This window comes from Leucobacter japonicus, from assembly GCF_001273855.1.
Classification (GTDB): Bacteria; Actinomycetota; Actinomycetes; order Actinomycetales; family Microbacteriaceae; genus Leucobacter; species Leucobacter japonicus.
On sequence record NZ_JHBX01000104.1, the window covers coordinates 151,453 to 178,318 of the forward strand.

At 68.8% G+C, this 26,866-nt stretch carries 20 protein-coding genes; 7 read left to right on the forward strand and 13 right to left on the reverse strand.

Going from position 1 to position 26,866, the window contains the following annotated elements; all coding sequences use genetic code 11:
• Positions 1-238 precede the first annotated feature (238 nt).
• The 3 genes from AMS67_RS05185 (at position 239) to AMS67_RS05195 (ending at position 4,313) form a co-directional block, all read left to right on the forward strand.
• Positions 239-1,891, forward strand: a complete 1,653-nt coding sequence (locus AMS67_RS05185; RefSeq protein ID WP_053386413.1) for a DEAD/DEAH box helicase — start codon at positions 239-241, stop codon at positions 1,889-1,891.
• A 208-nt stretch (positions 1,892-2,099) separates the two neighbouring features.
• Positions 2,100-3,323 (forward strand): MFS transporter, encoded by a 1,224-nt coding sequence (locus AMS67_RS05190; RefSeq protein ID WP_053386719.1) that lies wholly within the window; start codon positions 2,100-2,102, stop codon positions 3,321-3,323.
• A 102-nt stretch (positions 3,324-3,425) separates the two neighbouring features.
• Positions 3,426-4,313 (forward strand): DUF4349 domain-containing protein, encoded by an 888-nt coding sequence (locus AMS67_RS05195; protein ID WP_053386414.1) that lies wholly within the window; start codon positions 3,426-3,428, stop codon positions 4,311-4,313.
• Between the two features lie 4 nt (positions 4,314-4,317).
• Here the strand turns inward: AMS67_RS05195 and AMS67_RS05200 are convergent, their stop codons facing one another.
• From AMS67_RS05200 to AMS67_RS05210, 3 genes are all read right to left on the reverse strand, one after another.
• Positions 4,318-5,682, reverse strand: a complete 1,365-nt coding sequence (locus AMS67_RS05200) for a flavin monoamine oxidase family protein (protein WP_053386415.1) — start codon at positions 5,680-5,682, stop codon at positions 4,318-4,320.
• 62 nt (positions 5,683-5,744) lie between these two features.
• Positions 5,745-6,086 carry a putative antibiotic biosynthesis monooxygenase gene (locus tag AMS67_RS05205; protein ID WP_053386416.1) on the reverse strand — a complete coding sequence of 114 codons (342 nt, stop codon included), beginning with the start codon at positions 6,084-6,086 and terminating at the stop codon, positions 5,745-5,747.
• 92 nt (positions 6,087-6,178) lie between these two features.
• Entirely contained in the window at positions 6,179-7,699 is a 1,521-nt protein-coding gene (locus AMS67_RS05210; protein WP_053386417.1) for an APC family permease, read from the reverse strand.
• 118 nt (positions 7,700-7,817) lie between these two features.
• On the opposite strand from AMS67_RS05210, the gene AMS67_RS05215 reads away from it, so the two are divergent.
• Both AMS67_RS05215 and AMS67_RS05220 read left to right on the forward strand, forming a co-directional pair.
• A complete protein-coding gene (locus tag AMS67_RS05215) occupies positions 7,818-8,723 on the forward strand; it encodes an alpha/beta hydrolase fold domain-containing protein (RefSeq protein ID WP_075201238.1) in 906 nt (301 codons plus the stop codon).
• Between the two features lie 188 nt (positions 8,724-8,911).
• Positions 8,912-10,270, forward strand: a complete 1,359-nt coding sequence (locus tag AMS67_RS05220) for an NAD-dependent succinate-semialdehyde dehydrogenase (RefSeq protein ID WP_053386419.1) — start codon at positions 8,912-8,914, stop codon at positions 10,268-10,270.
• A gap of 113 nt (positions 10,271-10,383) precedes the next feature.
• Here the strand turns inward: AMS67_RS05220 and AMS67_RS05225 are convergent, their stop codons facing one another.
• Entirely contained in the window at positions 10,384-12,288 is a 1,905-nt protein-coding gene (locus AMS67_RS05225) for an FAD-dependent monooxygenase (protein WP_053386420.1), read from the reverse strand.
• Between the two features lie 143 nt (positions 12,289-12,431).
• Between AMS67_RS05225 and AMS67_RS05230 the strand changes: the two genes are divergently transcribed.
• Both AMS67_RS05230 and AMS67_RS05235 read left to right on the forward strand, forming a co-directional pair.
• A complete protein-coding gene (locus AMS67_RS05230) occupies positions 12,432-13,208 on the forward strand; it encodes an IclR family transcriptional regulator (protein ID WP_053386421.1) in 777 nt (258 codons plus the stop codon).
• Between the two features lie 217 nt (positions 13,209-13,425).
• Positions 13,426-15,372: a thiamine pyrophosphate-binding protein gene (locus AMS67_RS05235; protein ID WP_053386422.1), complete on the forward strand. Its 1,947-nt coding sequence runs from the start codon at positions 13,426-13,428 to the stop codon at positions 15,370-15,372.
• Between the two features lie 164 nt (positions 15,373-15,536).
• Here the strand turns inward: AMS67_RS05235 and AMS67_RS05240 are convergent, their stop codons facing one another.
• The 9 genes from AMS67_RS05240 to AMS67_RS05280 all read right to left on the reverse strand — a co-directional run bounded on the left by AMS67_RS05240 (position 15,537) and on the right by AMS67_RS05280 (position 26,831).
• Positions 15,537-16,604: a putative endonuclease domain-containing protein gene (locus AMS67_RS05240; protein ID WP_053386423.1), complete on the reverse strand. Its 1,068-nt coding sequence runs from the start codon at positions 16,602-16,604 to the stop codon at positions 15,537-15,539.
• 283 nt (positions 16,605-16,887) lie between these two features.
• The gene (locus AMS67_RS05245; protein ID WP_053386424.1) at positions 16,888-18,675 is read right to left on the reverse strand and encodes an amidohydrolase; all 1,788 of its coding nucleotides are present in this window, start codon (positions 18,673-18,675) and stop codon (positions 16,888-16,890) included.
• A gap of 42 nt (positions 18,676-18,717) precedes the next feature.
• Positions 18,718-19,200: a DUF3237 domain-containing protein gene (locus AMS67_RS05250; protein WP_053386425.1), complete on the reverse strand. Its 483-nt coding sequence runs from the start codon at positions 19,198-19,200 to the stop codon at positions 18,718-18,720.
• Positions 19,197-21,014 carry a nickel ABC transporter ATP-binding protein NikE gene (nikE, locus tag AMS67_RS05255; protein ID WP_053386426.1) on the reverse strand — a complete coding sequence of 606 codons (1,818 nt, stop codon included), beginning with the start codon at positions 21,012-21,014 and terminating at the stop codon, positions 19,197-19,199. The genes AMS67_RS05250 and nikE overlap by 4 nt, the downstream gene beginning before the upstream one ends.
• Positions 21,011-21,874 (reverse strand): ABC transporter permease, encoded by an 864-nt coding sequence (locus AMS67_RS05260; RefSeq protein WP_053386427.1) that lies wholly within the window; start codon positions 21,872-21,874, stop codon positions 21,011-21,013. Before AMS67_RS05260 ends, nikE begins: the two co-directional genes overlap by 4 nt.
• Complete coding sequence (locus tag AMS67_RS05265; RefSeq protein ID WP_053386428.1) at positions 21,871-22,830, reverse strand: ABC transporter permease; 960 nt, start codon at positions 22,828-22,830, stop codon at positions 21,871-21,873. Before AMS67_RS05265 ends, AMS67_RS05260 begins: the two co-directional genes overlap by 4 nt.
• A gap of 31 nt (positions 22,831-22,861) precedes the next feature.
• On the reverse strand, positions 22,862-24,505 hold the full coding sequence (locus AMS67_RS05270; protein ID WP_053386429.1) for an ABC transporter substrate-binding protein: 1,644 nt from the start codon (positions 24,503-24,505) through the stop codon (positions 22,862-22,864).
• Positions 24,506-24,627: 122 nt separating this feature from the next.
• A complete protein-coding gene (locus AMS67_RS05275) occupies positions 24,628-25,140 on the reverse strand; it encodes a DUF3237 domain-containing protein (protein ID WP_053386430.1) in 513 nt (170 codons plus the stop codon).
• Entirely contained in the window at positions 25,137-26,831 is a 1,695-nt protein-coding gene (locus AMS67_RS05280) for a CocE/NonD family hydrolase (RefSeq protein ID WP_053386431.1), read from the reverse strand. The genes AMS67_RS05275 and AMS67_RS05280 overlap by 4 nt, the downstream gene beginning before the upstream one ends.
• Between the last annotated feature and the right edge of the window lie 35 nt (positions 26,832-26,866).

Consider the following 26,866-nt stretch of genomic DNA (forward strand, 5'->3'; position numbering starts at 1 on the left):
CGGATTTTTCCGCCTGTGGAAAGTTCCCGGCAGGATGACGACTCAGGGTCGCCTCCGCTAGACTGGCGGTTGCGAGTCGGCCGTGCCGGCTCGTGCGTCGCTGATTCTCAGCAGGCGGCGGCCCGTGAGCGGCTGCCAGACCTCCGACTCTCCGCGGCGAACGGATGCGCAACCGCGCACTCGCCGACATTGCCGCGACGCTGCTCGTCTCGCCCACCGCACCGGTGCTGCGCGACTGATGCACGCTCGCGCCTGTGCACGAAAGGTCCCCGTGACCGAACAGACCACTCCTCAGACGCCCTCGTTCCTCGAGCTCGGTGTCCCCGCCCCCATCGCCGAGGCACTCGCGAAGAACGGCAAGTCCGCTCCCTTCCCGATCCAGCGCGACACCCTTCCCGATACCCTCGCCGGTCGCGACGTACTCGGCCGCGGCCGCACCGGCTCGGGCAAGACCATCGCATTCGGCATCCCCCTCGTCGCGAACCTGGCAGAGGGCGCCGCCCAAAAGCGTCGCCCGAACCGCCCGCGCGCCATCGTGCTCGCTCCCACGCGTGAGCTCGTGACGCAGATCGCCGAGACGGTCAATATGCTCGCCGACCCGGTGGGCGTCAAGGTGACCACCATCTTCGGCGGCGTGCCGCAGCGTCGGCAGGAAGTCGCCCTCGAGGGCGGCATCGACATCGTCGTCGCCGCTCCCGGCCGTCTCGACGATCTCATGAAGCAGCGTCTCGTCGATCTCAGCGGCGTCGAGATCACCGTGCTCGATGAGGCCGATCACATGGCCGACATGGGCTTCCTGCCCGTCGTCACCCGCATTCTGAACGCGACCCCCAAGCAGGGCCAGCGCCTCCTCTTCAGCGCGACGCTCGATAACGGCGTCGACAATGTGGTGAAGAAGTACCTCCACAATCCGATCCTGCACTCGGTCGATTCGGCCGAGTCGCCGGTGCCGCAGCTGACGCACCACGTCTTCGAGGTCGCCGGCAAGGAGCAGAAGGAAGCGCTCATCGAGGCGCTCGCCTCGGGCACCGCGCGTCGCATCTTCTTCACCCGCATGAAGCACCAGGCGAAGAAGCTCGCGAAGCAGCTCACGGCCCGCGGCATCCCCGCAGTCGAGCTGCAGGGCAACCTGTCGCAGAACGCACGCGATCGCAACCTCGCCGAGTTCGTCAGCGGTGACGCCAAGGTGCTCGTCGCCACTGACGTCGCCGCCCGCGGTGTGCACGTCGACGGCGTCGATCTCGTCGTGCACATCGATCCCCCGGTCGAGCACAAGGCCTACCTGCACCGCTCGGGGCGCACGGCGCGAGCCGGCAACGAGGGCGATGTCGTCACGCTCGTGCTCCCCGAGCAGCGGGGCGAGATGCGCCAGATCATGCGTGCAGCGAAGATCAACGTCAAGCCCCGCTCGGTGAACCCGAACGCGGCTACCGTCGACCCCGAGGTACTCGAACTGATCGGCGAGGTCGCGCCGCGCGTCGACGCGCGCGAGACCGAGCGCAAGCGCGCTGAGGCTCAGGCCGCGCAGCAGCGGGCCGCCGGCCACAACCCTGCGGGGCAGGGTTCGAGCACGGGCGCCAATGCGAAGCGCAAGCGCAGCCGCGGCGGCCGCGGCCGCACCTCGGGTGCCGGCAGCGCCGGTGGTCAGGGCGGCCAGCAGCAGGGCCAATCGGGCGACGGCCAGGGCCGTCGTTCGGGCGGCCAGGGCCAGGGCGGCCAGCGTCGCGGCCAGGGCAGCCAGTCGCAGGGTGAGCGCGGCGGCCAGCAGCGCAGCCAGGGCGGCCAGAGCCGCTCGGGCGAGCAGCGCGGCGGGGGCGACGGCGCACGTCGTCGCACCGGTCGTCGCGCTCAGGGCGGCGGCAGCAGCACGGTCTACTCCACCAGCAGCTGAAGCCGCTGCGGCGTCCCGCCGCACCGGTGACCACGACGCCGGGCGGATCCTCTCATGAGAAGATTCGCCCGGCGTCGTGCGTTGCGCCCCACGCATTCCATCCCCCAGGCACACTTCGCCTCGGATTCGCGTGATCTTCATCTATTCGACGCACGAAATCGGCGATCATCAGCTCGAATTGCGCGGATTTCACGCGTATACTCGCCTGATGGGCGTTTATCGTGATTTGGGGCGGAACCCGGGGGTGTTCCGCGTTTTGGGCTCGCAGCTGCTGGCTCGTTTTCCCTTCGGAATGCTGTCGATCATCGTGCTGCTTCACATTCAGCTCGCCTACGGTGACTACAGTTCCGCTGGGCTCGTGCTCGCGACACAGAGCATCGGCCAAGCAATTTCGGGCCCTCTGAGCAGCCGTCTCATGGGGCGCTGGGGCATGCGCCCGGTGCTCACCGTCACCTCGATCGCCTGCGCCGTGCTGCTCGTGCTCATCGCCGTCGTGCATCTGCCGCTGGTCATCGTCACCGGCATCGCGCTGCTCGTCGGGCTCTCGACCCCGCCGATCACGCCGGCCGTGCGCACCCTGTACCCGAAGCTCGTTCCGGGCAAGCAGCTCTCCGCCCTCTTCTCGCTCGACGCATCGGCACAAGAGATCATCTGGGTCGTCGGCCCTGTCGTTGCCGTGTTCGTCACCTCGCAGTTCTCAACGACCGCTGGGCTCTGCGTGGCCGCCGGCTTCATGCTGTTGGGCGGCGCGTGGTTCATCTCGAGCCCGGCTCTCGGCACGGTCGTGCTGCCGCCGTCGAAGCGCGGCCTCGGCGCGGTGCTGCGCTACCCCACGGTGGTCATCTCGACCGTCATCGGCTTCTTTCTCGTCGCCTCGTTCGCCGCGATCGAAGCCGGCATCGTCGCTGCCTTCGCGGGGCCGCACGGCGGTCACGGCAGCATGGAGTCGGGCATCGTGCTCGCGGTGTTCGCCGGCGGTTCGCTCGTCGGCGGCCTGCTCATCGGCCATCGAGAGATGCGGCCCTGGTCAACCGCGCTGCGCCTGCTCGTCGTGCTCGTCGGGACGCTCGCGTGCCTCGTCAGCCTCAATATCTGGTGGCTCAGCGCGGTGCTCTTCATCGGCGGGCTCGGCACAGCGCCGACCTTTGCGGCGATCTCGACCATCGTGAGCTCCACCGTGCGGTTCTCTGAGACCGCGGAGGCCTACGGGTGGATCGGCACCGGACAGCTCGTCGGTGTGGCAATCGGTTCGGCGCTCGCCGGCGTTGCGATCGACGCGGCGCAGGCACAGGGCGCCATCCTCGTGTCAGCGACGCTGCTGCTCTCCGGCACGATCGTCGCGCTCGCGACGATGAAGTGGATGCCCGATCTGCGCGGCCGTTCAATCGAGCCGCCCACCGAGACAGGCACGCTCACGATCCCGCTCCCCTAACCCGACCGGGTCAGGGGACGCATCGGTAACGATACGGCCACGCGCAGTATTCACACAGCCGCGCACGCTCGACAGCGCGATATTCGCCTCTATCGTGTGACCATGCACCTCCGTCGATCACTGCCCGCGCTCGTCGCGGCCGCGCTCATCATCGCTCCGCTCACCGCATGTACGGCGTTCGGCCCGTCGAGCAGCTCCGACGCCTCGGCCGCCGGCGGCTCGACGGCGCTCCTCGACCAGGCCCTGCCCGAGGCCGGCGTCCAGAGCGGCAAGCAAGGCGGTGAACCGAGCAGTGGTGCAGACGCCGCCGGTGAGTCCGTGATCGCGACCGGCGATCTCACGATTGAGATCGCCGACCCCGAAGACGCGGTGGATCGCGCACGCGCGGCAGTCGCAGAAGTCGGGGGCACGATCGAGTCAGAGAACCTGACGCGGGGTGGCGACGGCTTTTCGGAGAGCGCGAGCTTGACCGTACGCGTTCCCGCCGATCGCATGGATGATGCGTTCGAGGCGCTCACCGGCCTCGGCGAGGTCGTCTCGCAGAATCGCTCATCGGTCGACGTCACCGCTCAGCACGTCGATCTGCAAGCGCGGGTCGACGCGTTGCAGGATTCCGTCAAGCGGCTGACGCAGCTGATGCAGGGCGCGGCATCGACGAGCGAGCTGATCGAAGCGGAGACCGCGCTGTCGCAGCGTCAGCAAGACCTCGATGGGCTGCAGGCGCAGCTCGATGCGCTTGAGGATCAGGTCGACCAGTCCACGATCTTCGTGACGCTGACCGCGCCGAGCACGCTGCCTGGCGGCGGGCCCCAGAACTTCTGGGAAGGCCTGGTCGCGGGGGTGAGCTCGCTTGGAGCCGCCGGTGCCGGCGCACTCGTGCTCATCGGCGTGCTGCTCCCCTGGCTCGTGCTCGGCGGCGCCGTTGCCGGCATCGCCTGGTGGATCGTGCGCTCGGTGCAGCGACGACGCGCACACGGGCGCGAGTCGTAACAGGCTAATCGGCGGTCGACGTCGGCACCTCGGGTGCGAGGGCCGCGAAGTCGAGCGCGCTCCCGAGAATGCGCTCGGCGGCTCGGTGCCCTGACCGCAACGCCGCGGTGACGGTCGCTGGATCCTCCGTCCAGGTCGCCTCGCCGGCGAGGTGGAGCACGGCACCGGCCCCCGATGCGTCACCGATCGGTGTCGCGAGCAGGTCGTGCTCCTCCGGTCGTGCCCCGGGCGTCATGTACGCGTACGATCCGCGTGCAAACGGATCGTCGCGCCAGCGCGACACGCGCACCGCATCGGGGTCCGTGACCGCGACCCCGTAGATTTCACGCAACGAGGCGAGCACCGACGCGGCGATCTCGTCGTCGCTCCACTCGCGCGTCGCCTTCGCGGCAGGGCCGGCGGCGAATGTCAGCAGGGTCGGCGCCCCGTGCAGCCCGGTGAGGTCGTACCAGGAATGCCACCACTCCGCCGCCGGCCCCTGTCGACGCACCGCATACACGCGTTCGTCCCAGAAGCGCTCCGAGAAGCGGAGGAATACCTTTTCGAAATCGTTCATCTCGAGCCCGGCGAGCGCGTGCGCCACCGGCTCGGGGAGCGCCGGCTCGATGACGAACGCGTCTGATTTGAGCACGCCGACTGGCACAGTCACGACCGCACGGTCGGCGGCGAATTCGGCACGTCTCGTGGTAATCCTGACCCCATCTATCGACCAGTCGACGCGCTGCACCACCTGTTCGAGCCTGATGTCGAGGTTGGCGCTGAGCCCGTGCGCCAACCGGTCGTACCCGTCAGGAAAGACGACCTCGTCGCCGTCGACCTGATCATCGTCGAGCCCGTGCGCGTCCAGCCGCTCCGCCGACGCACCGTACTGCTCTTCGGAGCGGTGACGCAGAAACTCCCGCACGCGCGCGCCGCGTTCGTCGTCCCACTCAAGTGCGGCGAGGGTGCGGTCGATCGCGTCGGCGTAGCTGGCCCCGGCTTCGGCTGCCGCGATCGTCTCGGCGAGTCGCGCATCAGCCGCGTGCACATCCGCGATGAACGCGCTCGTTTCCGCCGCGGTGAGCGGAGCACCATCGACGCCGTAATAGACGATCGGCCGGCCGCCCGGCTGATAGCTGCCGACCGTGAATTCGACCGCGCGCATTCCGAACGCGCGCACCACGTCATAGAGCGGATTGTCATCGATGCCGTGAATCCACGAGGCTCCGACGTCGGTCGTGACCCCGTCGGCGCGCTCGCTCCACGCGCGTCCGCCGATGCGATCGCGCGCTTCGAGCACGACCACCCGCTGCCCGGCGAGCGCGAGAAACCGCGCCGCGGTCAGGCCGGAAACCCCGGCTCCGACGACCACCGTGTCGAATCGCTCCATCGTGACCTCCCGTGCTCCGCCGCGAGACGCCGCGCACCCCGCTCCTTCGCGTGGTCCTCAGACTAGCGGTGAGCTGCGGGCGAGCGGGAGTGCCCGGGCGCGTCGACGAGCGAGACGGCAGACAGTTCGTTCGCGAGCGCGTCGAGCCTGGCGCAGAGTTCCGCTTCGCGTTCGCGGTGCTCGGGTCGCCGGCGCAGCCACGGAGCGAGCAGTCGAGTGACGGCCGGCATCATGACCAGGGTCATGATCGGCGCGACCACGGTCACCACGATCGCCGATCGAGCGGGAATCGCGACCCCGCCCCACCACGGCAGCATCGTGATGACCCACGATGTCGCCACGTTCACCGGGTACATGCCGATCCAGATCGACAAGACCTTCTTCATCTGCAGCCGCTCACCCATGCGTCTATTCCACGGGCAACGCGTTACGGGGCCGTCACAGGTCGCGCGCGACTCCGTGAAGACCCCGTAACGGTTCAGGCGATGCAGCTGAATTACTCGTCGGGAACGAGGATCGGGGTGTCGCGGTTGAGGCTCTCGCGGCGGAAGTAGGGCTTCGCGTTCGGCCGCAGCCACCAGATGCCGAGTAGCACGAAACCGAGCAGAATCGCCCCGACGCCGATCACGAACGCGCCGCCGATGCCGAAGATGACGGTGTAGCTGTAGTCGACGCTGATCATGTCGATGCACGACTGCACGAACGCGTAGGCGAGCAGGATGCCGCCGAGGCCGGGCAGAATGCCGCGCATCCAGAGGTTGCGCGCGCTGTCGCGCAGCGTGTCGCGGAAGTACCAGACACAGGCGAACGAGGTGATCGCGTAGTAGAGCGCGACCGCGAGGCCCATTGAGGTGAGCGAATCGGCGAGCATGTCTTCCGACAGGATCGACATGCCGACGTAATAGACGATCGCCGCCGCACCCATCACCGTGGTCGAAAACCACGGCGTCTTGAACTTCGGGTGCAGTTCGGCGAACTTCGCGGGCAGCGCCCGGTAGACCGCCATCGAGAGCGTGCCGCGCGCGGTGGGCAGAATGGTTGTCTGCGTCGACGAGGCCGCCGACAGCATCACGCCGAGCAGCAAGAACCAGCCCCACGGCCCGAAAAGCGCGCCGCCCAGCACGGTGAAGACGTCGTCGAGGTTCGCCTCATTGGTGAGGCCGAAGCCCGTGTCACCGAATCCGGCGAACATCATCACGGCGATCGAGATGCCGACGTACAGCACGATGAGGATCACGATCGTCGAGATCGCCGCCCGACCCGGGGTCTTCCGCGGGTTCTTCGTCTCCTCGTTCAGCGCGAGGCAGGTATCCCAGCCCCAGTAGATGAAGAGCGCGAGCAGCACGGCCTCCATGAAACCCGACCACGATGTCAGCTCGCCCGGATTGAACCACTGCCAGTCGAACGCGATCGACCCGGCGTTGCTGCCGTCGAGTGCGTGCCAGAGCGCCAGCCCGCCGAACAGCACCATCGCGACGATCTGGATCGTCATGAGCACCATCTGCAGGCGCTCGCCGATCTGCACGCCGATGGTGCTCACAAAGGTCATCAGCGCCATGAAGACCACCGAGGTCGCCACGACGATCACGCGGTTGTCGGCGAATTCCTGGTTGCCGAGCAGCAGCCAGAAGTACTTTCCGGTGATCTCCCCGACGTTGGCGAGCACCATCACCGCCGACACCGCGACCGCCCAGCCGCCGATCCACCCCGTGATCGGGCCGAATGCCTTGGCGCCCCACACGAACGTCGTGCCGCAGTCGGGCATCTCTCGGTTGAGTTCCTGGTACGCGAACGCCGCGAACACCATCGGAATGCAGGCCACGACGAACACGAGCGGCGCCTGTGCACCAACCGCGACGATCACGTAGCCAAGTGTGGCCGCGAGCGAGTAGAGCGGTGCGGTCGAGGCGAGCCCGATGATGGTCGAGCCGACGACGCCGAGCGCGCCCTGATTGAGTCCCTTGCCAACGTGGATGTGTCCGGTATCCGTGGCATTACTGAGCGTGTGCTTCGCCATTGCAGGCTCCTCCTCGATGAGGTTCGGTACGTCAGCGCTCATCCTATACGCGTCGCCGAAGCTGGCGGAGGGGCGGATGATCCTGCGAGGATGGCGGCAGCCGACCCGAGGAGCCCCGTTGATTCTTCCCGATGCCGCCGTCCCCTTGCTCTTGAAAGCGCTGCGCGCGAATCGCCCCTTCGTCACGGCGCAGGGCGCACGGGATCGCATCGCCGAACGCGCCCTGCGCCCCCCAAGCTACGCACCGCCGCAGAAGCTGCCGCACGGGATGCGGGTCGCCGTAGCCCGGTCGGCGGGTTGGCCCGTCTATACGGTCTCACCGTCGACGAACGCTCGACCGGGCTCACCGCGTGCCGTCATCGCGTACGTGCACGGCGGCGGCTGGGTGAACGAAATCTCGGGGTTCCACTGGCGCCTCATCGCGCAGCTCGCGCACGAGGTCGACGTCGACGTGGTCGTCCCCATTTATCCGCTCGTGCCGTTCGGCACCGCGGCGGATTCGCACGACGGCGTCGTCGCACTCGTCGAGCAGCTGCACGCCGAAGGTCGCACCCTGGGGCTCGTCGGCGACTCGGCCGGCGGGCAGATCGGGCTCTCGGCGGCGCTCACCCTGCGCGACCACGGCATTCCCCTCACGCATACCGCGCTCATCTCGCCCGCGCTCGATCTCACCTGGTCGAACCCGCGCATTCCCGAGGTGCAGCCTGACGATCCCTGGCTCGGGGTGCCGGGCGGCGAGGTGCTCGCCGAAGCCTGGCGGGGCGAGCTGCCGCTTACCGACCCGATCGTGAGCCCGCTCTTCGGCGACTTCACCGGTCTCGGCCCCGTCAGCGTCTACTCGGGCACCCACGACGTGCTGAACCCGGACGCGCACGTGCTCATCGAGCGACTCGCGGCGGCGGGAGTGCCGCACACCCTGCACGAGGTCTCGGGCCAGGTGCACGTGTACCCGCTGCTGCCCACGCGCGTCGGCGCCGCGGCTCGACACGACCTGGTGGCGGAGTTGCGCGCAGCGTTCCGGTGATCCACCATTCGCCCGGTCGCCAGCGACAACTGATTTCGCAGTTTCGAGGCACTTTGACGCGCGAAATGCTCAGCGAACCCCCGGCACATTCGCATGATTTCGACACGTCGGGCGGTAGTGCTCGGTGGTCAGGGTGTGCGAGACTGGGCGTGCACAAACCCCGACGATCACTAAGGAGTGAGTCACCTATGAGCACGTTCGCCGTCATCAATCCGGCTACGGGCGAGACAGTCGCCGAGTACCCCGACGCGACCGCAGAGGAGATCGAGGCCTCGCTCGCGTCGGCCCAGGAGGCCTACCAGAACTGGTCGCGCAAGACCACGGTCGCCGAGCGCGCCGCCCTCGCAAAGCGGGCCGCGGAGCTCTTCGACGAGCGCAAGGACGAGCTCGGCGCGATCATCAACCGCGAGATGGGCAAGCCCCTCGACCAGTCGATCGGCGAGGCCGAGTTCTCGGGCGCGATCACCGCAGCGTTCGCCGACAACGCCGAGAAGTGGCTGGCCGATGAGCAGCTCGAGGTCGAAGACGGCCTGAAGTCATTCTTCCGATTCCAGGGCACCGGCGTGATCCTCGGCATCATGCCGTGGAACTACCCCTACTACCAGGTCGCGCGCTTCGCGGTGCCGAACCTGATTCTGGGCAACACGATCGTTCTCAAGCACGCCGCGCAGTGCCCCGAGTCGGCACTCGCACTCGAGCAGCTCTTCCTCGACGCCGGGTTCCCGAAGGGCGCCTACGTCAACGTGTTCGCCACGCACGAGCAGCTCTCCGACATCATCGCCGACGACCGCGTGCAGGGCGTCTCCCTGACCGGTTCGGAGCGCGCCGGCGCGATCGTCGCCGCGCAGGCCGGCCAGCACCTCAAGAAGTGCGTGCTCGAGCTGGGCGGCTCTGACGTCTTCCTCGTGCTCGACACCGATGATCTCGACCACGCGGTCGAGCACGCCGTGGGCGGCCGCATGGAGAACACCGGGCAGGCCTGCAACGGTTCGAAGCGCATCGTCGTCATCGACTCGCTCTTCGACGCGTTCGCCGAGAAGTACAAGGCGGCCATCGGTGGCCAGTCGTACGAGGCAGGCGACTTCGGTCCGCTGTCGTCGGCGGCGGCGACCAGCACCCTGACGAAGCAGGTGCAGGGCGCGATCGATCAGGGCGCCGAGGTGCTCGTGGGCAACAACACCCCCGACGGCAACCTCTACACGCCGTCGATCATCACGAACATCACCCCGGCGATGGACGTGTACAGCCAGGAGCTGTTCGGCCCCGTTGCGCAGCTCTACAAGGTGTCGAGCGATCAGGAGGCGATCGATCTCGCCAACTCCTCGCCCTACGGCCTCGGCTCGGTCATCATCTGCGACGATCTCGATCGCGCGGAGCAGGTCGGTAACCAGCTCGATGTGGGCATGGTGTTCATCGGCGGCGCCGGCCTCGAGGGTGCAGACGTGCCCTTCGGTGGCGTGAAGAAGTCGGGCTACGGCCGTGAGCTCGGCAAGGTCGGCATGCTCGAGTTCGCGAACAAGAAGCTCTTCCGCTTCGCCGCGAAGTAAGCCCTTCGGCTGCTGACTCGTGCAGCGGCCAGCATGACTGAGGCCCCCGGATCCGATGCGATCCGGGGGCCTCAGTCATGTGCGCAGTGCGGTGCGGGCGAGGGCGGCGCGGGTCAGTGCTCGAGCAGGAACTCAGCGAAGTACGCCGCGACGCCCGCCGGATCGTCGAGCGGCAGAATCGCCGAGACGTACTGATCGGGGCGCACGATCACGACGGCGCCGTCACGGCTGATGCCTCGCGCGTCGAAGATGTCGTCGTCGGGATGCGCTGCGTAGACCTTCTCGTAATCGGTGAGCCCGAACGGGCCCGACGCGGGCAGGAAGAGCTTCGAGACGCGCTCGAGATCGACGCCGTGGTGGTGCTGCTGGTACACGGCTTTGACGTCGAAGATCGCGTCGATGTCTGATCCTTCAGGCGTGAACCGTGCGAGCGGGGACTCGGGCGATTCGAGCATCCAGGCCGCCCAAGCGTCGAGCCGTTCACCGGCCGCGTCGGCGAAGGCGTAGACGCGGAAGCGTCCGTCGGCGCGATGGTGATGGCCGAGGTGGATATCGACCGCGTCCGAGACACGCGTGGTGAGCACGGACTTGAAGCGCTTGCCCAGCGTAAAGCCGCTCGCGAGGTCTTGATGCCCGTCGTTCCCGATGAGCATCGACTCGGTGTACTCGGTCATAAAGCCGGCCGGGAACTCGGCCGTGCGCACGTAGAATTCCTCGACCTCGCCGGGGTTCTCGAACGCCTCCGGCTTCTTCGCCATCAGCGTCGACCACTCGTGGTCGAAGTCGATGAGGTTCTTGGAGGTCACCCACCGCTCGTCTGAGTACGTCTGCAGCAGCGACTCCGGGCTGCGGCCCTCGAGCACGTAGCCGAGCTTCCAACCCAGGTTCCACCCGTCTTGCATCGACACGTTCATGCCCTGCCCCGCCTTGGCGCTGTGCGTGTGGCAGGCGTCACCCATCAAGAAGACTCGGCCCTTGCCGTCGGGCGACGTCGCGGCGTCGTCAAACCGATCGGTGAGCCGGTGCGCCACCTCGTACACGCTGTGCCAGGGCACGTCTTTCACATCGAGCGTGTAGGGGTGCAGGATCGCGTTCGCCCGGGCGATGACGTCTTCGAGGGCGGTGCCGCGCACCTTCCCCGCATCGTGCTCATCGGTTTCGCCCAAGTCGACGTAGATGCGCGCGAGGTGGTTGCCCTCGCGCGGGATGTGCAGAATGCTTCCGGCCTGCGAGTGGATGATGCACTTCTTCCGGAAGTCGGGGAAGTCGGTGACGGCGAGCACGTCCATGACGCCCCAGGCGTGCAGCGAGGTCGAGCCGGCGAGTGTGCCGCCGATAGCCCGGCGCACGTTGGAGCGGGCACCGTCGGCGCCGACCACATACTTCGCGTGCACGATGACGGTCTCACCCGCGTCGTCGTTGGTCTTCTCGGCGTTGATGCCGGCTCCGGTGTAACCCGTGATGCGACGAAGCGTCACGGTGACCGGGTACTCCCCCTCGCCCGTCACTTCGAGGCCTACGAACTCGTATCCGTAGTCGACGTCGCCGCGGGCCGGCGCTCGACGCGCGTACTCGGCGAAGTAGTCGATCACCCGAGCCTGATTCACAATGAGGTGCGGAAACTCACTGATGCCCTTCGGGTCGTCGGGCGTGATCGAACTCCGCACGATGTTCCCGGGGTTCTCGGGATCAGGGCTCCAGAAATCGGTCTCCGTGATTCGGTAGGCCTCCTGCGTAATCTGCTGGGCGAATCCGAAGGCCTGGAACGTCTCGACGCTGCGCGCCTGGATGCCGTCGGCCTGGCCCAGCACGAGTCGACCGTCGCGACGCTCGACCACTCGCGTCACGACGTTCGGGAACTGTGCGAGCTGCGCTGCCGTGACAATGCCGGCGGGGCCCGAACCGACGATCAGCACGTCGATGTTCTCGGGCAGATCTGCGGGGCGATCGAGGCCGACACCGGCCGCGGGAAGGATGCGGGGGTCGGTGGACACGTACCCGTGGTGGTGGAACTGCACTGTTTCTCCTCACTGCCCGACGGTTTGGCCGCCGGGAGCGTGTTCTATAATTGAACACGCAGTCTGAATACTGCACAGCAAGAATATGTGGCGACTGCGCCGTGCGCAACACGCGAACCCAAACGATCCGAGAGAATGGACGCATGACCCCTCAGAGCGACGCCGCACCCGAGACCGAGGCGAGCACCGCTCCGGGCACGACCGCCGGTGCGGCCGGCGGTACCGGCGGCACTGCCGGCTCGCAGACGCTCTCCCGGGGCCTCCGCGCGCTCGAATTGCTCGCCGAGGCCGGCGCACCGATGTCGATTGCCGAACTCGCTGCCGGCCTCGGCGTGCACCGCTCGAACGCGTACCGGATCCTGCGGTCGCTCGAGGAGCGCCGCTTCGTCGCGCGTGACGAAGCCGGACACATTCGACTCGGCCCGAAACTCATGGTGTTGGCGCGTGGTGTCGCCCCCGCGCTGCACACCGCCGCGATGCCCGTGATCACCGAAGTCGCCTATGAACTCGGCATGACCACATTCGTGACCGTGCTCGACGCTGACGAGGTCGTCACTCTGGTCACCGCCGAGCCGTCGAACGTCGCCGCGACCATCGCCCGCAACCCCGGCGTGCGCCACCCGCTGCATCGCGGCGCCCCCGGGCACGCGATCGAGTCATCGCTGACACGCGCCGAGCGCAAGGCGTACCTCGGCGAACCCGAGATGAGCAAGTCGGGCAGCGAGGCGAGGCGCAACGGCTACGCAATCAGTCGAGCCGAAGTGATCGATGACGTCACGGGCATCGCTGTGCCGCTGCGCATCGCCGGCGAACCTCCCGCAGCGATCGCCGTCGTGCATTTCAAAGTGCCCGATACGATCGGCGAGGTCGTCGATACGCTCCAGGAAGCCGCCGAGCGCATCGCGCAGAGTTACCGCTAGACGCGGCGACTTCAGGGCCGCGAAACGCCGCTCTGCCATCGTGAGAACCGCTGAGCACCGAACGCGATCCGCCAGTATGATGAGATCGTCCAGTTCGGTCGGTTCGCCCCGACCCGGCCGGAGAAGGCGCTCGAAAAAGGGGCGCTGCTGCTGAGCGAAGCCGCCGGCGAGACATACACGGTTCCCTGTATTTCGTGTCCCTCCCGAAGGATCTGTGATGTCTGACACCACTCTGGTGCGCGCGCTCGCGACCGCACTCGCACCCCACTCCGCCGTCTCGTTCGGCCTCATGGGCAACGGCAACGCCCACCTCATCGAGCAGTTGAACGCGCTCGGCCTCCGCTACGTCGCGGTGCGCCACGAGGCCGGCACCGTCGCCGCAGCCGACGCCTACACGCGCGTGAGCGGCAAGCTCGCAATCGCGACCACCACCTATGGTGCCGGCTTCACCAACGCGCTCACCGCACTCGCCGAGGCGGCGCAGGCGCATACCCCCATGCTCGTCGTCGTCGGCGACGCGCCCAGCACGGGCCCGCGCCCGTGGGACGTCGACCAAGAGATGCTCGCCGCCGCCCTCGGCATCCGCACGCACACCCTCTCGGTAACGAACATCGAACGCACGGTGGATCGCGCGGTCGCCTACGCGCTGCGCGTGCGCCGGCCTGTGGTCCTCGCGATCCCCTACGATCTCGTCTCCTCGGCTGTCGCAGCACCCGCCGCACTCGTGGCTTCCGCTGTATCCGGCGCGCCCGCGGTGCTCGATGCAGCCGCCGCACCCGATACCGGCATCGACCTCGACGATCCCGCGGTCATCGCGGCACTCTCGGCATCGGTCGCAGGGTCGGCGGTGGCTGCAGCGTCATCGACCTCGCCTGCGATTGCCTCCGGTTCCAGCTCCGACGCCGGATCCTCGAGCGCCCTCGCTGCCGGCCCCGCGACGTCGTCGACCTCGATCGTGCAGATGCGGCCCGCAGACCACCAGGTCGAGGCCGCCGTGCGCGCACTTCTGGGCGCCGAGTGCCCCCTCCTCATCGCCGGCCACGGCGCGCACCTGGCAGGCACCTCCGCTGCGCTCGGCGAACTGGCCGACGCGCTCGGTGCCATCACGTCCTCGACCGCACTCGGTCGCGGGCACTTCCCGGCCTCGCAGTTCGATCTCGGCGTGACCGGCGGATTCGGCCAGCACGCCGCCATGGAGCTCGTCGAAACCGCAGACGTCGTGCTCGTCGTCGGCGCCAGCCTGAACCAGTTCACGATGCGCTTCGGCGATCTTTTCGGCGCGGGCACCACCGTGCTGCGCGTCGACACAGAACAGGTGGCCGCCCCGAAGACCAACCGGCCGATCACCCACCAGCTGCTCCAGGGCGACGCGCTCGAAACGGTCGAGCGTATCCTCGCGGGCGTGACCGCGGTGCGCGGGGCCGGCGCGGCGGGTGCTGCCGAAGGCGGAGCGACCGCGAGCCCCGGGACCAGCGCGGGATGGCGCGACCGGGTCACCGGACTTGAGCCCGATGGGGCGCTGCGCGCGCGCAGCACCGGCATCTCGGGCGGGCTCTGCGCCGACGGACGCCTCGATCCGCGCGCCGTTGCCGCTCGCCTCGGGGAGCTGCTGCCCGCGGAGCGTCACGTGACCACCGATGGCGGCCACTTCCTCGGCTGGGCGAACATGTACTGGCCGGTGGAGTCGCCCGAGCGCATGATCATGGTGGGCACGGCCTACCAGACGATCGGCCTGGGGTTCTCGACGGTGGCCGGTGTGGCCGCCGCGGCTCCCGGCACGACGACGGTACTCAGCACGGGCGACGGCGGCGGCCTGATGGCGCTCGCCGACCTCGAGACCGCGATTCGCACGGCGTCGAGCTGCGTCATCGTGGTCTGGAACGATGGCGCGTACGGCGCCGAGGTGCACCTGTACGGCGCGATGGGACTCGACGAGGGCCCCATGCTCATCCCTGATGTCGACTTCGCAGGGATGGCGTCGGCGCTCGGCGCGACAGGTGTGCGCGTGCGCGGCCTCGACGACCTCGATGCGCTGCGCACCTGGTCGGAGAACGGGGCGTACGGCACGATCCTGCTCGACTGCCGCGTCTCGCGCAGCGTCGTCGCGGAGTACCAGCGCGAGATCCAGCGCGTGAACGGCCTCGACGTCCCCGACGCCGAGTAGGTACTGCGGCGTGGGGTGGGCACACGCCCACCCCACGCCCCGTCCCCCACCGCGAGTGCACCCCACGCGCCCCGTCCCTACCGCGAGTGCACCAGTTTCTCGCGACCGCACCCGATCTGCGCCGGTGCGCTCGCACGAAACCGGTGCGTTCGAGGTGCCATCTCTCATCCTGCACGCTGCAGCAGTCTCACGATGTGCGCATCGTGAGACTGCGCAGGTCGCCCGGGCACATGGATGCCGTGCGCGGCGAGCACCCCGGACAATCCTTCGAGGGTTCTGCTGTCATGGGATTCCAAGCGCACAAGCGGCTTGCCAGTGTGAGCCACAATCCCATGATGGCGACGCTTTTCAGCGAAGAACGCCTGTTCGGGTGTTCCGCCGTTCAATGAGGAATCGAGATATTTCGCTCGGCCGTCGCACTCGATGAATACCTGCGCATCGACGATTTCGAGGTCGATGAAGTACCGTCCGAGCTGCGGCACGACGACTTCAACCTGCAATCGCACCTCGAACCCGAGCTGCACGAGCCGAAAACGCGCGGCACTCTCGAACGGAGAATCGGCCCGCGGGTCAGCAAGGAGTCGCAACGCGCGAACCGCTCGAACTCCGCGGCGCTCACACGACGTTTCCGCGATCCTGCGCATGCTCGATTGCCATCCCTGCCATGCGGCCTCGTCGACGACCTGCCCACGCCGGGCGCGTGCACAGAGCGTCGCATCGGCGCACGCCAGGGCGAGAGAGAATCGTTCGGTTCGCGCAAGGTCGGCAACCGCGCGTTCGGCCCGCGTGACTCGCAGCCCTTCGAGTTCCTCGACATCTGCGGCATGCACGTGGGTGCGGTGCCGCACGATCGCGGGTGTGGCTCCGCCCCGCCCGCCCGGCTGACCCAGTACATGCACGCGTCGAGTGTCGGGAATCGCTGCGCGCGCCGCTCCGCACACCCAGTCGCTCCATGCCGGGAGTCCGTGCAGCACCGCCGCCGACCGATGCGAAAACGTCAGCCGTGAGTTCGCCGCGCGCTGCGCCGCGACGATTGCGGCAAGGTGCTGCGACTCGGGAACCGAGTTTCGCCAATACTCCCCCGCGACGTACCACCCCGCCCTCAGGCGAACGAAGTCGCCATGCGCGACCGCAAGCGCCAGACCGCGGGCGGTGACGCCCGAACGCGCGAGTTGGTTGCTGGAGCTGAGCGCGTCGGTCGCCTGCGTCAGTCGTCTGCCGAGATCATCCACCTCACGAGCATGCGGCACGTGACCAGGCAGGCATCGGGTATCCACAGCATTTGAGTCAACTCGCGCTCGGGCCTGGCATGTGAGCGGATCACCTTCGCCCCGAACGCACCACGTTCTGCCGAGTGGACCGACCCCACAGGGGTGCACTTGGGAGAAAGTGGTGCGTTCGGCGGAGGGGGCGGTGGCTCGGGAAAAAGTGGTGCGGTCGAGGAGAGGGTGGGGCGCGGGCGGCTGGGCAGGGGCGCCGGCTGGCGGGCGCGGGCGCGGGCGCGGGCGCGCCGCCCTAGCGCGCCTCCGCCTCGAACACCACGCGGCCGGCGACGACTGTGGCGGCCGTCGCCGTGGCGATCACCGCCGCAGCGGGACCGTCGAACGGGTCACGCGTCGCGATCGCGAGGTCGGCGCGCTCGCCGACGCGAATTCGCCCGGCGACTCCGAGCACCAGGCTCGACGAACCACTGGTGTAGGCGGCCACACTCTCGGCCAGCGTGAGCGCCTGCGCCGGGTCGAGCACTTCAGCTGCACCGGCACCAGCACCACCCGCGGCGTCGCCGAACACAGACCCCTCAGCCTCCTCAGCACCCACCACCGCATCCGGCGCCGCCGGCAGCGATCGGTTCACGGCGACGTGGATCGCGAGCCACGGGTCGGGCGGCGAGACCGGCCAGTCCGAGCCCATCGCGAGGTCGGCGCCGCCGTCGGCGAGGGTGCGGAAGGGGTAGCCGCGCCGCATCCGCTCCTCGCCGATCATGGGGACGACGTGCGGGTCGGGTGCGGCCCACAGCGCCTGCATGTTCGCGGTCACGCCGAGCGGCCCGAAGCGGCGGGCGTCATCGGGGTGGATCATCGAGAGGTGCGCGACGTGGTGCCGCGGCCCTGGTCCGTTGGCGGCGCGGGCCGCCTCGACTGCGTCGAGCGCCACGCGGATTCCGCGATCCCCCATGATGTGCAGGTGCAGCGCGAATCCGGCGGCGTCGAGCTGCTGCACAAATGCCCGAATGGCCCCCTCCGCGAAGTGCAGTTCGCCCGAGTCCGTCGAGGCTTCGGGATCGCCGTGCGAGCAGTAGGGTTCGAGCAGTGCGGCGGTGCCGCCGTGGGGCACGCCGTCGATCATGGCTTTGGCGGTCGACGTCGCGAAGTCGGCCGACGCATTCTCGGCGCGCAGCCGCACGAAGCGCTCGACCAGCTCGGGCACGTCGTGCTCGCGCAGACCGGGGGCGATCCACAGCGCACCCGACACCCGGCTCGGCAGCTCCGCCGATGCGATGAGCTCGCGGTACGCTGCCGAGCAGTCGGCTTTACCGTTGTACTCACCGAGAATCGCTTCGTGCCAGCCGGTGATGCCGAGCGACCACAGGTACTCCTGCGCGTTGAGCAGGCCGGCGGCGATCTCGGCGTCGGTCGACGGCGGGATCACCCGGCCGACGAGTTCCGCAGCGGTTTCGTTGAGATACCCCGTCGGCTCCCCCTGCTCGTTGACGTGGATGTGCCCGTTGTGCGGCTGCGGCGTTGCGGCGGTCACGCCGGCGAGCTCGAGCGCACGCGAGTTCACCCAGAGCGTGTGGTGCCCCGCGTCAGAGAGCGCGACCGGGCGATCGGGCACGATGGCGTCGATCTGCTGGCGGGTGGGGTGCGGAAAGAGTTCGTGGCTCCAGCCTCCACCGGTGATCCAGGCATCTCGGTCGGCACCGGCACCCGTGCCGGCACCACCGCCCGTCTCGTGCGCGGCCTCTCGGATCAGCTCCAGCGTCTCGTCGACGCTCCGCGCCCCGCTGAGGTCGCAGCTCAGGCGCTCGACCCCGGCGAACGCGGCGTGCACGTGCGCATCGACGAAACCGGGCGTGATGAGCCCGCCTCGCGCGTCGATCACCCGGGTGTCGGGGCCACGGAGCGCGAGCACGCGCTCGTCGGAGCCGACGGCCACGATGCGGTCTCCCCGCACCGCCACGCCGGTGGAATCGGTGCGCACGCGTCCGTCGAATACGCGACCGTTCACCAGACAGAGGTCGGCGGGTGCGGGCTCCGCAGCAGCGTCGTCACGGTGGTCGGTGCGGTTGTCGGTGGGGGTCATTTCATCGCTCCTTCGAGATGAGGGTGCCGATTGCGGCGTGATTCAGATAAGCCGGAACACGCGGATGACCACGTGCCCGGGCTCGGGCCGCGCATACCCGATGAACTGCGAGGCGGTGAGCCACGCAAGCTCGGGATGCTCGGTCTGGAAGACGAACGCAGTGCGGTAGTACATGGCGTCTTCGCCGACGTGCTCCCCCGCTTCGAGGCGCGCGAGGCCCGCCTCGTCGGTGCGCCAGTATCCGCGGTTCACCACGTCGATCGCTGCGGTCGCGCCCCCGTCGAGTTCGGCCTCGATGAGGTACCGGGCGTCGAGGCGCACGGTGAGCCCTCGACCGTTCCACCAGTCTCCGCCGCCGGGCAGAATGCGGCCGCGCAGGCGCGGGCCGTCGAACGTGCCGCCGGTGATGGGTGCGAAGTGCAGCCCTTCTTCGGGCGTCGATCCGCCGATGGGCAGCGCATCGGCTACGGCGACGCGCAGTTCGAAGCAGTACTCGAACGCGGGCGTGAGCAGGGTGTCGGTCATGCGGGGTCCTTCGGTTCGGAGATGCGGCCACGAGTGCGGCCACGGTCGAGATCGGAGCGAGGTGCGGCGGCGACCGGCCCGGTGAGGGTCGGGATCGCCGACGTGCGACCGAGTCGGCGTCGGCGCGGCACCCACCCCTCGCGGGGAATCGAGTCGAGCAGCAGTCGCGTGTACTCGGCCTGCGGATCGTCGAGGATCTGCTCGGCCGTTCCCGCTTCTTCCACGCGCCCCGACCGCATCACGATAACGCCGTCGCACAGTCGCCGGATCACCGTGAGGTCGTGGGTGATCATGAGCAGCGCGACGCCGGTCTCACGACGAATGGTGTCCAGTAGGCTCAGAATCTCGACCTGCGTGGTGACATCGAGCGCTGAGACGGCCTCATCGAGCACCAGCACCTCGGGTTCTGCGGCGAGCGCACGGGCGATGGCAACGCGCTGCCGCTGTCCGCCTGACAGTGCGCGCGGGCGCGCATCGAGCAGTTCGGGGTCGAGTCGCGCCTGCGCGACGAGCTCGGCGATGCGGGCGGTGATCTCGGACTGAGGTGCCCGTTTGCGATGCACGCGGATCGCCTCGTCGAGGCACTGGCGCACGGTTTGGCGGCGGTCGAGCGACTGGTACGGATCTTGGAAGACCATCTGCACAGTTTTCGCCCGTGCACGGCGCTCCGTTCCGCGGCGTGCCGGCGTGCTCCAGTCGTCCCCGGCGACGGTGACCGTGCCGGCATCGGCGCGTTCGAGGCCGCAGATGATGCGCGCGGTGGTCGATTTGCCCGATCCGGATTCACCGACGATGCCGAGCGACCCGCCGGCGTGGAGCGCGAATGCGACGTCGTCGACGGCGACGAACGTTTCGCGGGCGCCTCCGGCTCCCCGCACGCGAAAGGTCTTGCGCAGACCCGCAACCTGCAGAATCGGCTCGGGTGCCGGTTCGGAAGCGGACGCGGCATGGGAGACCGCGTCGACGTCGGTGAGCCCCGCAGCACCCGAGACATCGGCGATCTCGGGCGCAGCCTCAACTGATACCGCCCGCGACGTCCCATCGCCGAGCGACGCCGACATGAGCACGCGGGTGTACTCTTCGCGGGCGTCGGCGCGCATGGTGCGGGCGTCGAGGGTCTCGATGGTGCGCCCCTGGCGCATCACGGCGACGCGGTCGCAGACGGCGCCGGCGAGCGCGAGGTCGTGGGTGATGAACAGCAGTGAGAGCCCGCGATCGCGACGGAGGTCGCCGATGAGGGCCATGACCTCTTCTTGGGTGGTGACGTCGAGCGCTGTCGTGATCTCGTCGGCGAGCAGTATCTCGGGGTCCATGGCGAGCGTCGCCGCGATCATGACGCGCTGCAGCAGCCCGCCCGAGAGCTCGGCGGGGTACTGGCGCAGCCGCCGAACGGGATCGGTGATGCCGACCTCGTCGAGCAGTTCGGTCGCCCGCCGCGCGGCCGCGTCGGGACGCACGCGCCCAACGGTCACCTGCGCCTCCGTGAGGAAGTCGCCGATGGTGCGGAGCGGGTTGAGGTGCGCCCGGGGCGTCTGAAAGATCATGCCGAGGCGGCGCGCACGCAGTTCGCGCAGTTCGGCGGGCGGGGTGCGCTCGAGGTCGTGGCCGAGCAGTCGCACGGTGCCCCCGGTGCGGAAGTGCGCCGGGAGCAGGCCGGCGACGGCGCGAACCGAGAGGGTCTTGCCCGATCCCGATTCACCGACCAGGCCGACGGCCTCGCCGGCTCCCACGGTCAGCGTGCAGTCGTGCACGAGCGGATGCTCGGGCGTCGCGATGGAGAGGTGGTCGAGCTCGAGTACGGGGGCTGCGGTCATCGTTCCTTCTCCTCTGCCCAGGTGGTGATGCGTGCCCCGATGATGCTCACCGAGAGCACGGTGATGACGACGAGGATCGCGGGGTACATCGACTGCTCGGGTGCTCCGGCGAGAATGCCGGCCTGTCCGCTCGCGATCATCGATCCCCAGTCGGCGGCGGGCGGCTGTTCGCCGAGCCCCAGGAATGAGATCGCGGCGAGGTCGAGCATGGCGTACCCGAATCCGACCGCGACCTGCGCCGCGACCACCGGGATGAGCGCGGGCACGAGGTGCCGGAAGCAGATCGCGAGACTCGAGACGCCCTGCACGCGGAGTGCGGCGATGTACGGTTTGCCGAGCTCCCGAGACGCCGCGGTCTGCGTGAGCCGGGCGACGACGGGAATGTAGGCGATCGACAGCGCGATCACGGGTGCGACGACGCCCTTGCCGAACATCGCGACGGCGAGCACCGCGAGCACGAGGCCCGGAATAGCGAAGATGACGTCGATGACGCGGGCGATCGTGCCGCGGACGACCCCGCCGAACCAGGCGGCGACGATCGCGAGTGCCGAGCCGAGCACCGTCGAGAGCAGTACGACTGCGATCGGCGCAATGACGCTCGTGCGCGCGCCGGCGAGCACCCGGGAGAGGATGTCTCGCCCGACGTCATCGGTGCCGAACGGGTGCGCCAGCGAACCCACCCCGTTGATGTCGCCCACCGAGAGTTCGTTGGGGTCGTAGGGGGCAACTGACGGGCCGAGTGCGGCGGCCAGCGCGACGAGGCCGAACACGACCAGGGCGATGCGGAACAGCCAGTCGGCGCGTGCCGCCCGCTGCACCGCGCGCGGGGTGCGCCCCGCGGCGAGTTGTGCGACGCTCATGCGATCCTCCCGGACCCGACGCTGTCGGGGTCGATCAGGGCGCTCACAAGGTCGGCGACCGCGTTGAGCACGACGAAGATGGTGACGAGCAGCAGAGACACCAGCTGCACGACCGGCAAGTCTTTGCGGGCGGCGGCCTCGGTGAGCAGGGACCCGATGCCGCCGAGCCCGAACGCCTGCTCGGCGATGGCCGACGCGGCGAAGAGCCCGGCGACCGTCGTACCCGAGATCGCGAGAATCTGCGGTGCCGCGTTGCGGAAGACGTGCACCCGGAAGATGCGACCGCGCGGAATGCCGCGCACGCGTGCGGTTTCGACGTGCTCGGAGTGCAGCTGGGCCACCAGCGAACTGCGGGTCACCCGACTGATGTAGGCGATGAACATGACGGCGAGGGAGATCGCGGGCAGGATCAGGTGCCACACGCGATCCCACCCGCCCGCGCCCTCGCCGTACACCGGGAACCAGCCGAGCGACTTCGCGAAGACCCAGATCAGCAGGATCGCCACGACGAAGGTCGGCAGCGCCATGCCGAGCGCCGTCAGCAGTCCGATCACCCGGTCGACCCGGGGCCCGCGGGTCGCCGCGAGCACTCCGGAGCCGACGCCCGCGAACAGGATGATCACGACGGTGAGCAGCACCAGTTGCAGGGTGACCCCGAAGCGCGGTGCGATGAGCGTGAGCACATCGGTCTTGTAGACGAAGGATCGCCCGAAGTCGCCAGAGAACACCCCGCCCAGCCACTGGAGGTAGCGCGACCAGATCGGGTCGTCGAGGTGGTACTCCGCACGGATCTGCGCGACCAGGTCGGGGGTCGGCTTCGCCCCGCCCGCGAGTGCCGCGATGGGGTCGCCCGGGGTGAGGAGCAGCGCGGCGTAGATCACGACGCTCGCGAGAAACAGGGTGAGCAGGAGCCCGCCGAGTCGGCCCGCGAGTGCGCGCACGAGTGCGGTGTTCATGGCGATTCTCCGTTCGCGCTGCCCCGCCGCATCACTTGCCGCCGAGGTGCAGCGCCCAGGGGCTGCTGTACATCGCGACCGAGCTCGTGATACCGCTGAGATCGTCGTTCAGGTAGCTCAGCTGGTAGGCGCCGGCGAGGGTGACCTGCAGCATGTCGGGAGCGAAGATCTGCTGCGCGGCGACGAACTCGTCAGCCGCGGTCTGCTCGTCGGTCGCGGTGCGTGCGGCCTGCATGTGCGCGGTCACCTCGTCGTTCTGGTACCCGCTCCAGTTGAAGACGCCGCCGAGATCTTCCGGCAGCATGAAGAGCGTCGGATAGCCGAGCACGCCCGGAGTCTCGAGGTAGCCCTGCGTCGCGACGAAGTCGATGCCCTCTCGGGCCCCGGCATCGTAGAACATCGCCCCGAAATCGGAGGCCTGCATTTCGTTGATCTCGATGGTGAGCCCGATCTGCTTCGCGGCGCTCTGCACGATCTGCGCGGTGTTCTTGAACTCCGTGGCACCGGCCGGCACGGCGAGCACGAGCGGCCGACTGACGTCTTCGCCGCTGTCGGCGACGAGCTGCTTCGCGGTGTCGAGGTCCACTTCGGGGGCCGGCAGCGCGTCGTAGCCGGCCTGGTAGGTGTCTGCCGCAGCGAGCTCCTGGAAGGTGAACGGCGGCACGATGGTGCGCTGCACCTCGCCCAGCCCACCCAGCACCGTCGAGATGTACTGGTCGCGATCGATCGCGAGACTCAGCGCGCGGCGAATGTCGGGGTTCGCCGCCGGCCCCTCCGACGTCGTGGGCCCGAAGCTGTACGAGGCCGTCGACGGCCCGACGATCAGGCTGCCCGCTCCGTCGCCCTCGAATGCGGCGCGCGAGCTCGGCGACACGTTGAGGGCGCCGTCGATCTCGCCCTGCGTGAGCGCGGTCGCGAGCGTCGAGGAATCGGTCACGAAGACGTACTTCAGCGACTGCACGAGGGGCGCGCCGTTCCAGTAGTCGGGGTTCGCCGTGGTGACGATCTCACTGCCCGGCTTCCATCCGCCGTCGGCGAGTTCGTACGGGCCGGTGCACATGAGTCCGCCGTCGGATGTGCCCAGTGCGTCTCCCGCACTCGCGCCGTAGGCGGCGCTCATCACTGCACCGCCCTGCCCGGCGATCGCATCGCGGAACGCCGAGTCGGGCGCGGTGAAGGTGAGCGTCACCTCGCGGTCTCCGGTCGCCGCAATGCTGTCGACGAGCGCGAAGGCGCTGAACCACTGCGATTCGGGCGAGCGATTGCGCTCCAGGCTGTAGACCACGTCGACTGCGGTCAGCGGGGTGCCGTCCCAGAACGTCACGTCGTCGCGAAGCTCGATCACAAAGGTCGTGGGGGTCGTCCACTCCGCACTCGTCGCGACCCCGGGCTCGACCGAGAAGTCGGGCTGCAGCGAGAGCAGATTGTCGCAGAGGTTCGGAATGATGAGGTTCGCCGATGACACCGGGTCGAGCGTCGCCGGCTCCCCCTCCAGCACCGACCAGGTGACCTCGTCGACGGGCTGCGTGCCGGCGGGCGTCGAGGCGACGAGGTCGGCCGCGCTGATCGGCGTACGATCACCGCTCGAGGCGGAGTCGCGCGGTGCGCAGGCGGTGAGACCGAGCAGGGCGACGGCGCCGAGCGCGAGCCCGGCGGTGAGTGCCGTTCGTTTCATGATGCTTCCTTTCGCGGGTGCGACCGGTCGTCGTCGACTCGGCCGCGCGGTTCGGGGTGGATCGGAGTTGATATGGGGTGGCCGTGGCCGATGGCTGTGACCACTGCGCGGTGCCGTCGGTGTCAGCGCAGCACGAAGACGCGCACGCACACTTGCCCGCGGTCGTCGCGCGCGAGCCCGACGAACTGGTGCTCGGCGAGCCAGCGGTGCGCGGGGGCGTCGGTCTGGAAGACGGGAGACGTGCGGAAGTACAGGCCGTCGGTCGTCTCGGGCAGGTCTTCCCCCGCTTCCATGCGGCTCAACAGCTCGGGAGTCGCGCGGAAGTACCCGCGGTTCACGATGTCGATCACCGCTCCGTCATCGGCGCGAATCAGGTAGCGGGCCTCGAGTTCGGCGGTGCCGGATCGCGTGACCGCCCAGTCGCCGCCGCCCGAGAGCACCTCCCCGTTCAGTGCCGGACCGCGCACGGTGCCGCCGGTCACCGGGGTGAAGCTCAGCGCCTCGTCGACCCCTCGCCCGATGTGGTGGTCGGGGGCGATCGAGGCGCGGATCTCGAAGACGAACTCGAGACGAGGCGCGGGCAGCTGGGCCAGCACGGCCGGGTCGGTATGCAGGGTGTGAGGATCGATGGTCATGCGAGGGCTCCGTTCAGCACGGGGAGTTCGATCGCGCAGGCGTCGACGCCTCCCACGATCAGGGTTTGGGTGTTGCGTTCGGTAACGAGTCCGTCCGTCCAGGGGTCGCGCCCCGTGCCGGGTTGGGGCAGGAACTCGGGGTAGTCGCTGCTCGACACGTGCACGCGCAGCCGGTGGCCCGCCCGCAACAGGTAGCCGACGTGGCCGAGATCGACCCGCAGCTCACCTCCGCGTTCGGCTTCGCGCAGCTGCCGCTGCCCGCGGGCGATGCGCAGCGCGGTGCCGTCGGGCGCGACGTCGAGCAAGCGCACGAAGCAGTCGAGCACGGGGCCCGAGGAGCGCACGTTCAGGGTCGCGGTGACGGGGCCCGCCAGCTCGATATCGGCCTGTTGCTCAGCGCCGGTGAAGACGAGCACATCGTCGCGGTCGCCGATCGGAGCCTCGTTCGGCAGGTAGAGCAGGTACGAGAAGGCATCGGGAACGGTTGATGGAACCAGGTGGTCGGGGTCGTGCGCCCACTGCAGTGCGCTCGTCGAGGCGGGGCGATCCGCCACCAGCTCGCCGTCGGCGGTCGCAAACCGGGTCTCGTGCCGCACGTTGGCCGGCGGCCAGACCGTCTCCACGCGCTCCTCGTCGGTGCCCGCCAGGTTCCACACCACGCGCGGAATGTCTTCGGCGGCGCCGTTGCCGCGCACGAACACCTCGAAAAACGCGAGCGCGGGGTCGAGCGTGCGCGGCAGAATGGCGCGGATCTGTGCCTCGGTGCGATCCGGCACCCGATCGCCGGGAGCCTCGATGAGCTGATAGCTCTCGTGATCGATCGATTCGATGCGCAGGTAGTGAAGCGCATCCCAGCCCGGCCGCGTGCGAATCTCAGCGACATCGGACCACGAGAGCGGCGCGCAGTTGTCCCACCACCCGATCGTGTGCAGCACCGGCACAGAGCGACCCGCGAATGGACTGCCGGCCGGGAAGCGCGGCAGCGTCACGGGGTGCGGCACCCACTGGTCGTACGAGATCGAGCGCGAGCCGGCCCAGGTCTGGAACGCTTCGGCTTGCGCCTCGAAGTCACGTCGAGACCAGTCGGGCTCCCACAGATAGGTGTCGTTGCCGTGGAAGTGGGTGAGCGGGTACAGGTTGGTGATGCCCATCTCGACCGCGCGCTCGCGGGCGTCGGCATCTCGGTGCACCGGTTCGCCGAGCGCGGTGCCGGTGACGCGCGGGGCGATCGCCCGGAGCGCCGAGTGCCCGCTCGCCGCCGCAGCCCACTGCGTGTAGCCGTAGTAGCTGTCGCCCCACATCGCCACACGGCCGTTCGACCAGGGCTGCGCGACGATCCAGTCCAGGGTGTCTGCACCGTCGCAGACCTCGTTCACGAAGAGCAACGCATCGCCCTCGGAGCGGAACTTGCCGCGCACGTCTTGCGCAACGACGCGGTATCCATGAGCGAGGAAGTACTCGGCGACCAGCGGAATGAACGTGTACTCACCGCTCTTGTCGTAGGGCAGGCGAATGAGGATGGTATCCCCCGGGGTCGCATCGCTCGCTGCCGGGTCAGCGGTGCCGCCGGTGCCCGAGCTCGCGGGCAGATACACGTCGGTGGCGAGGTGCACACCGTCACGGGTGCGCACGCGCTCCTCGGTGGCGAGCGCACTCAGCGGTGCGGCTTCGAGGCGCAGGTAGTCGGCCATGTCACTCCTTCGAGACGGGTCGATGCGGGCAATCG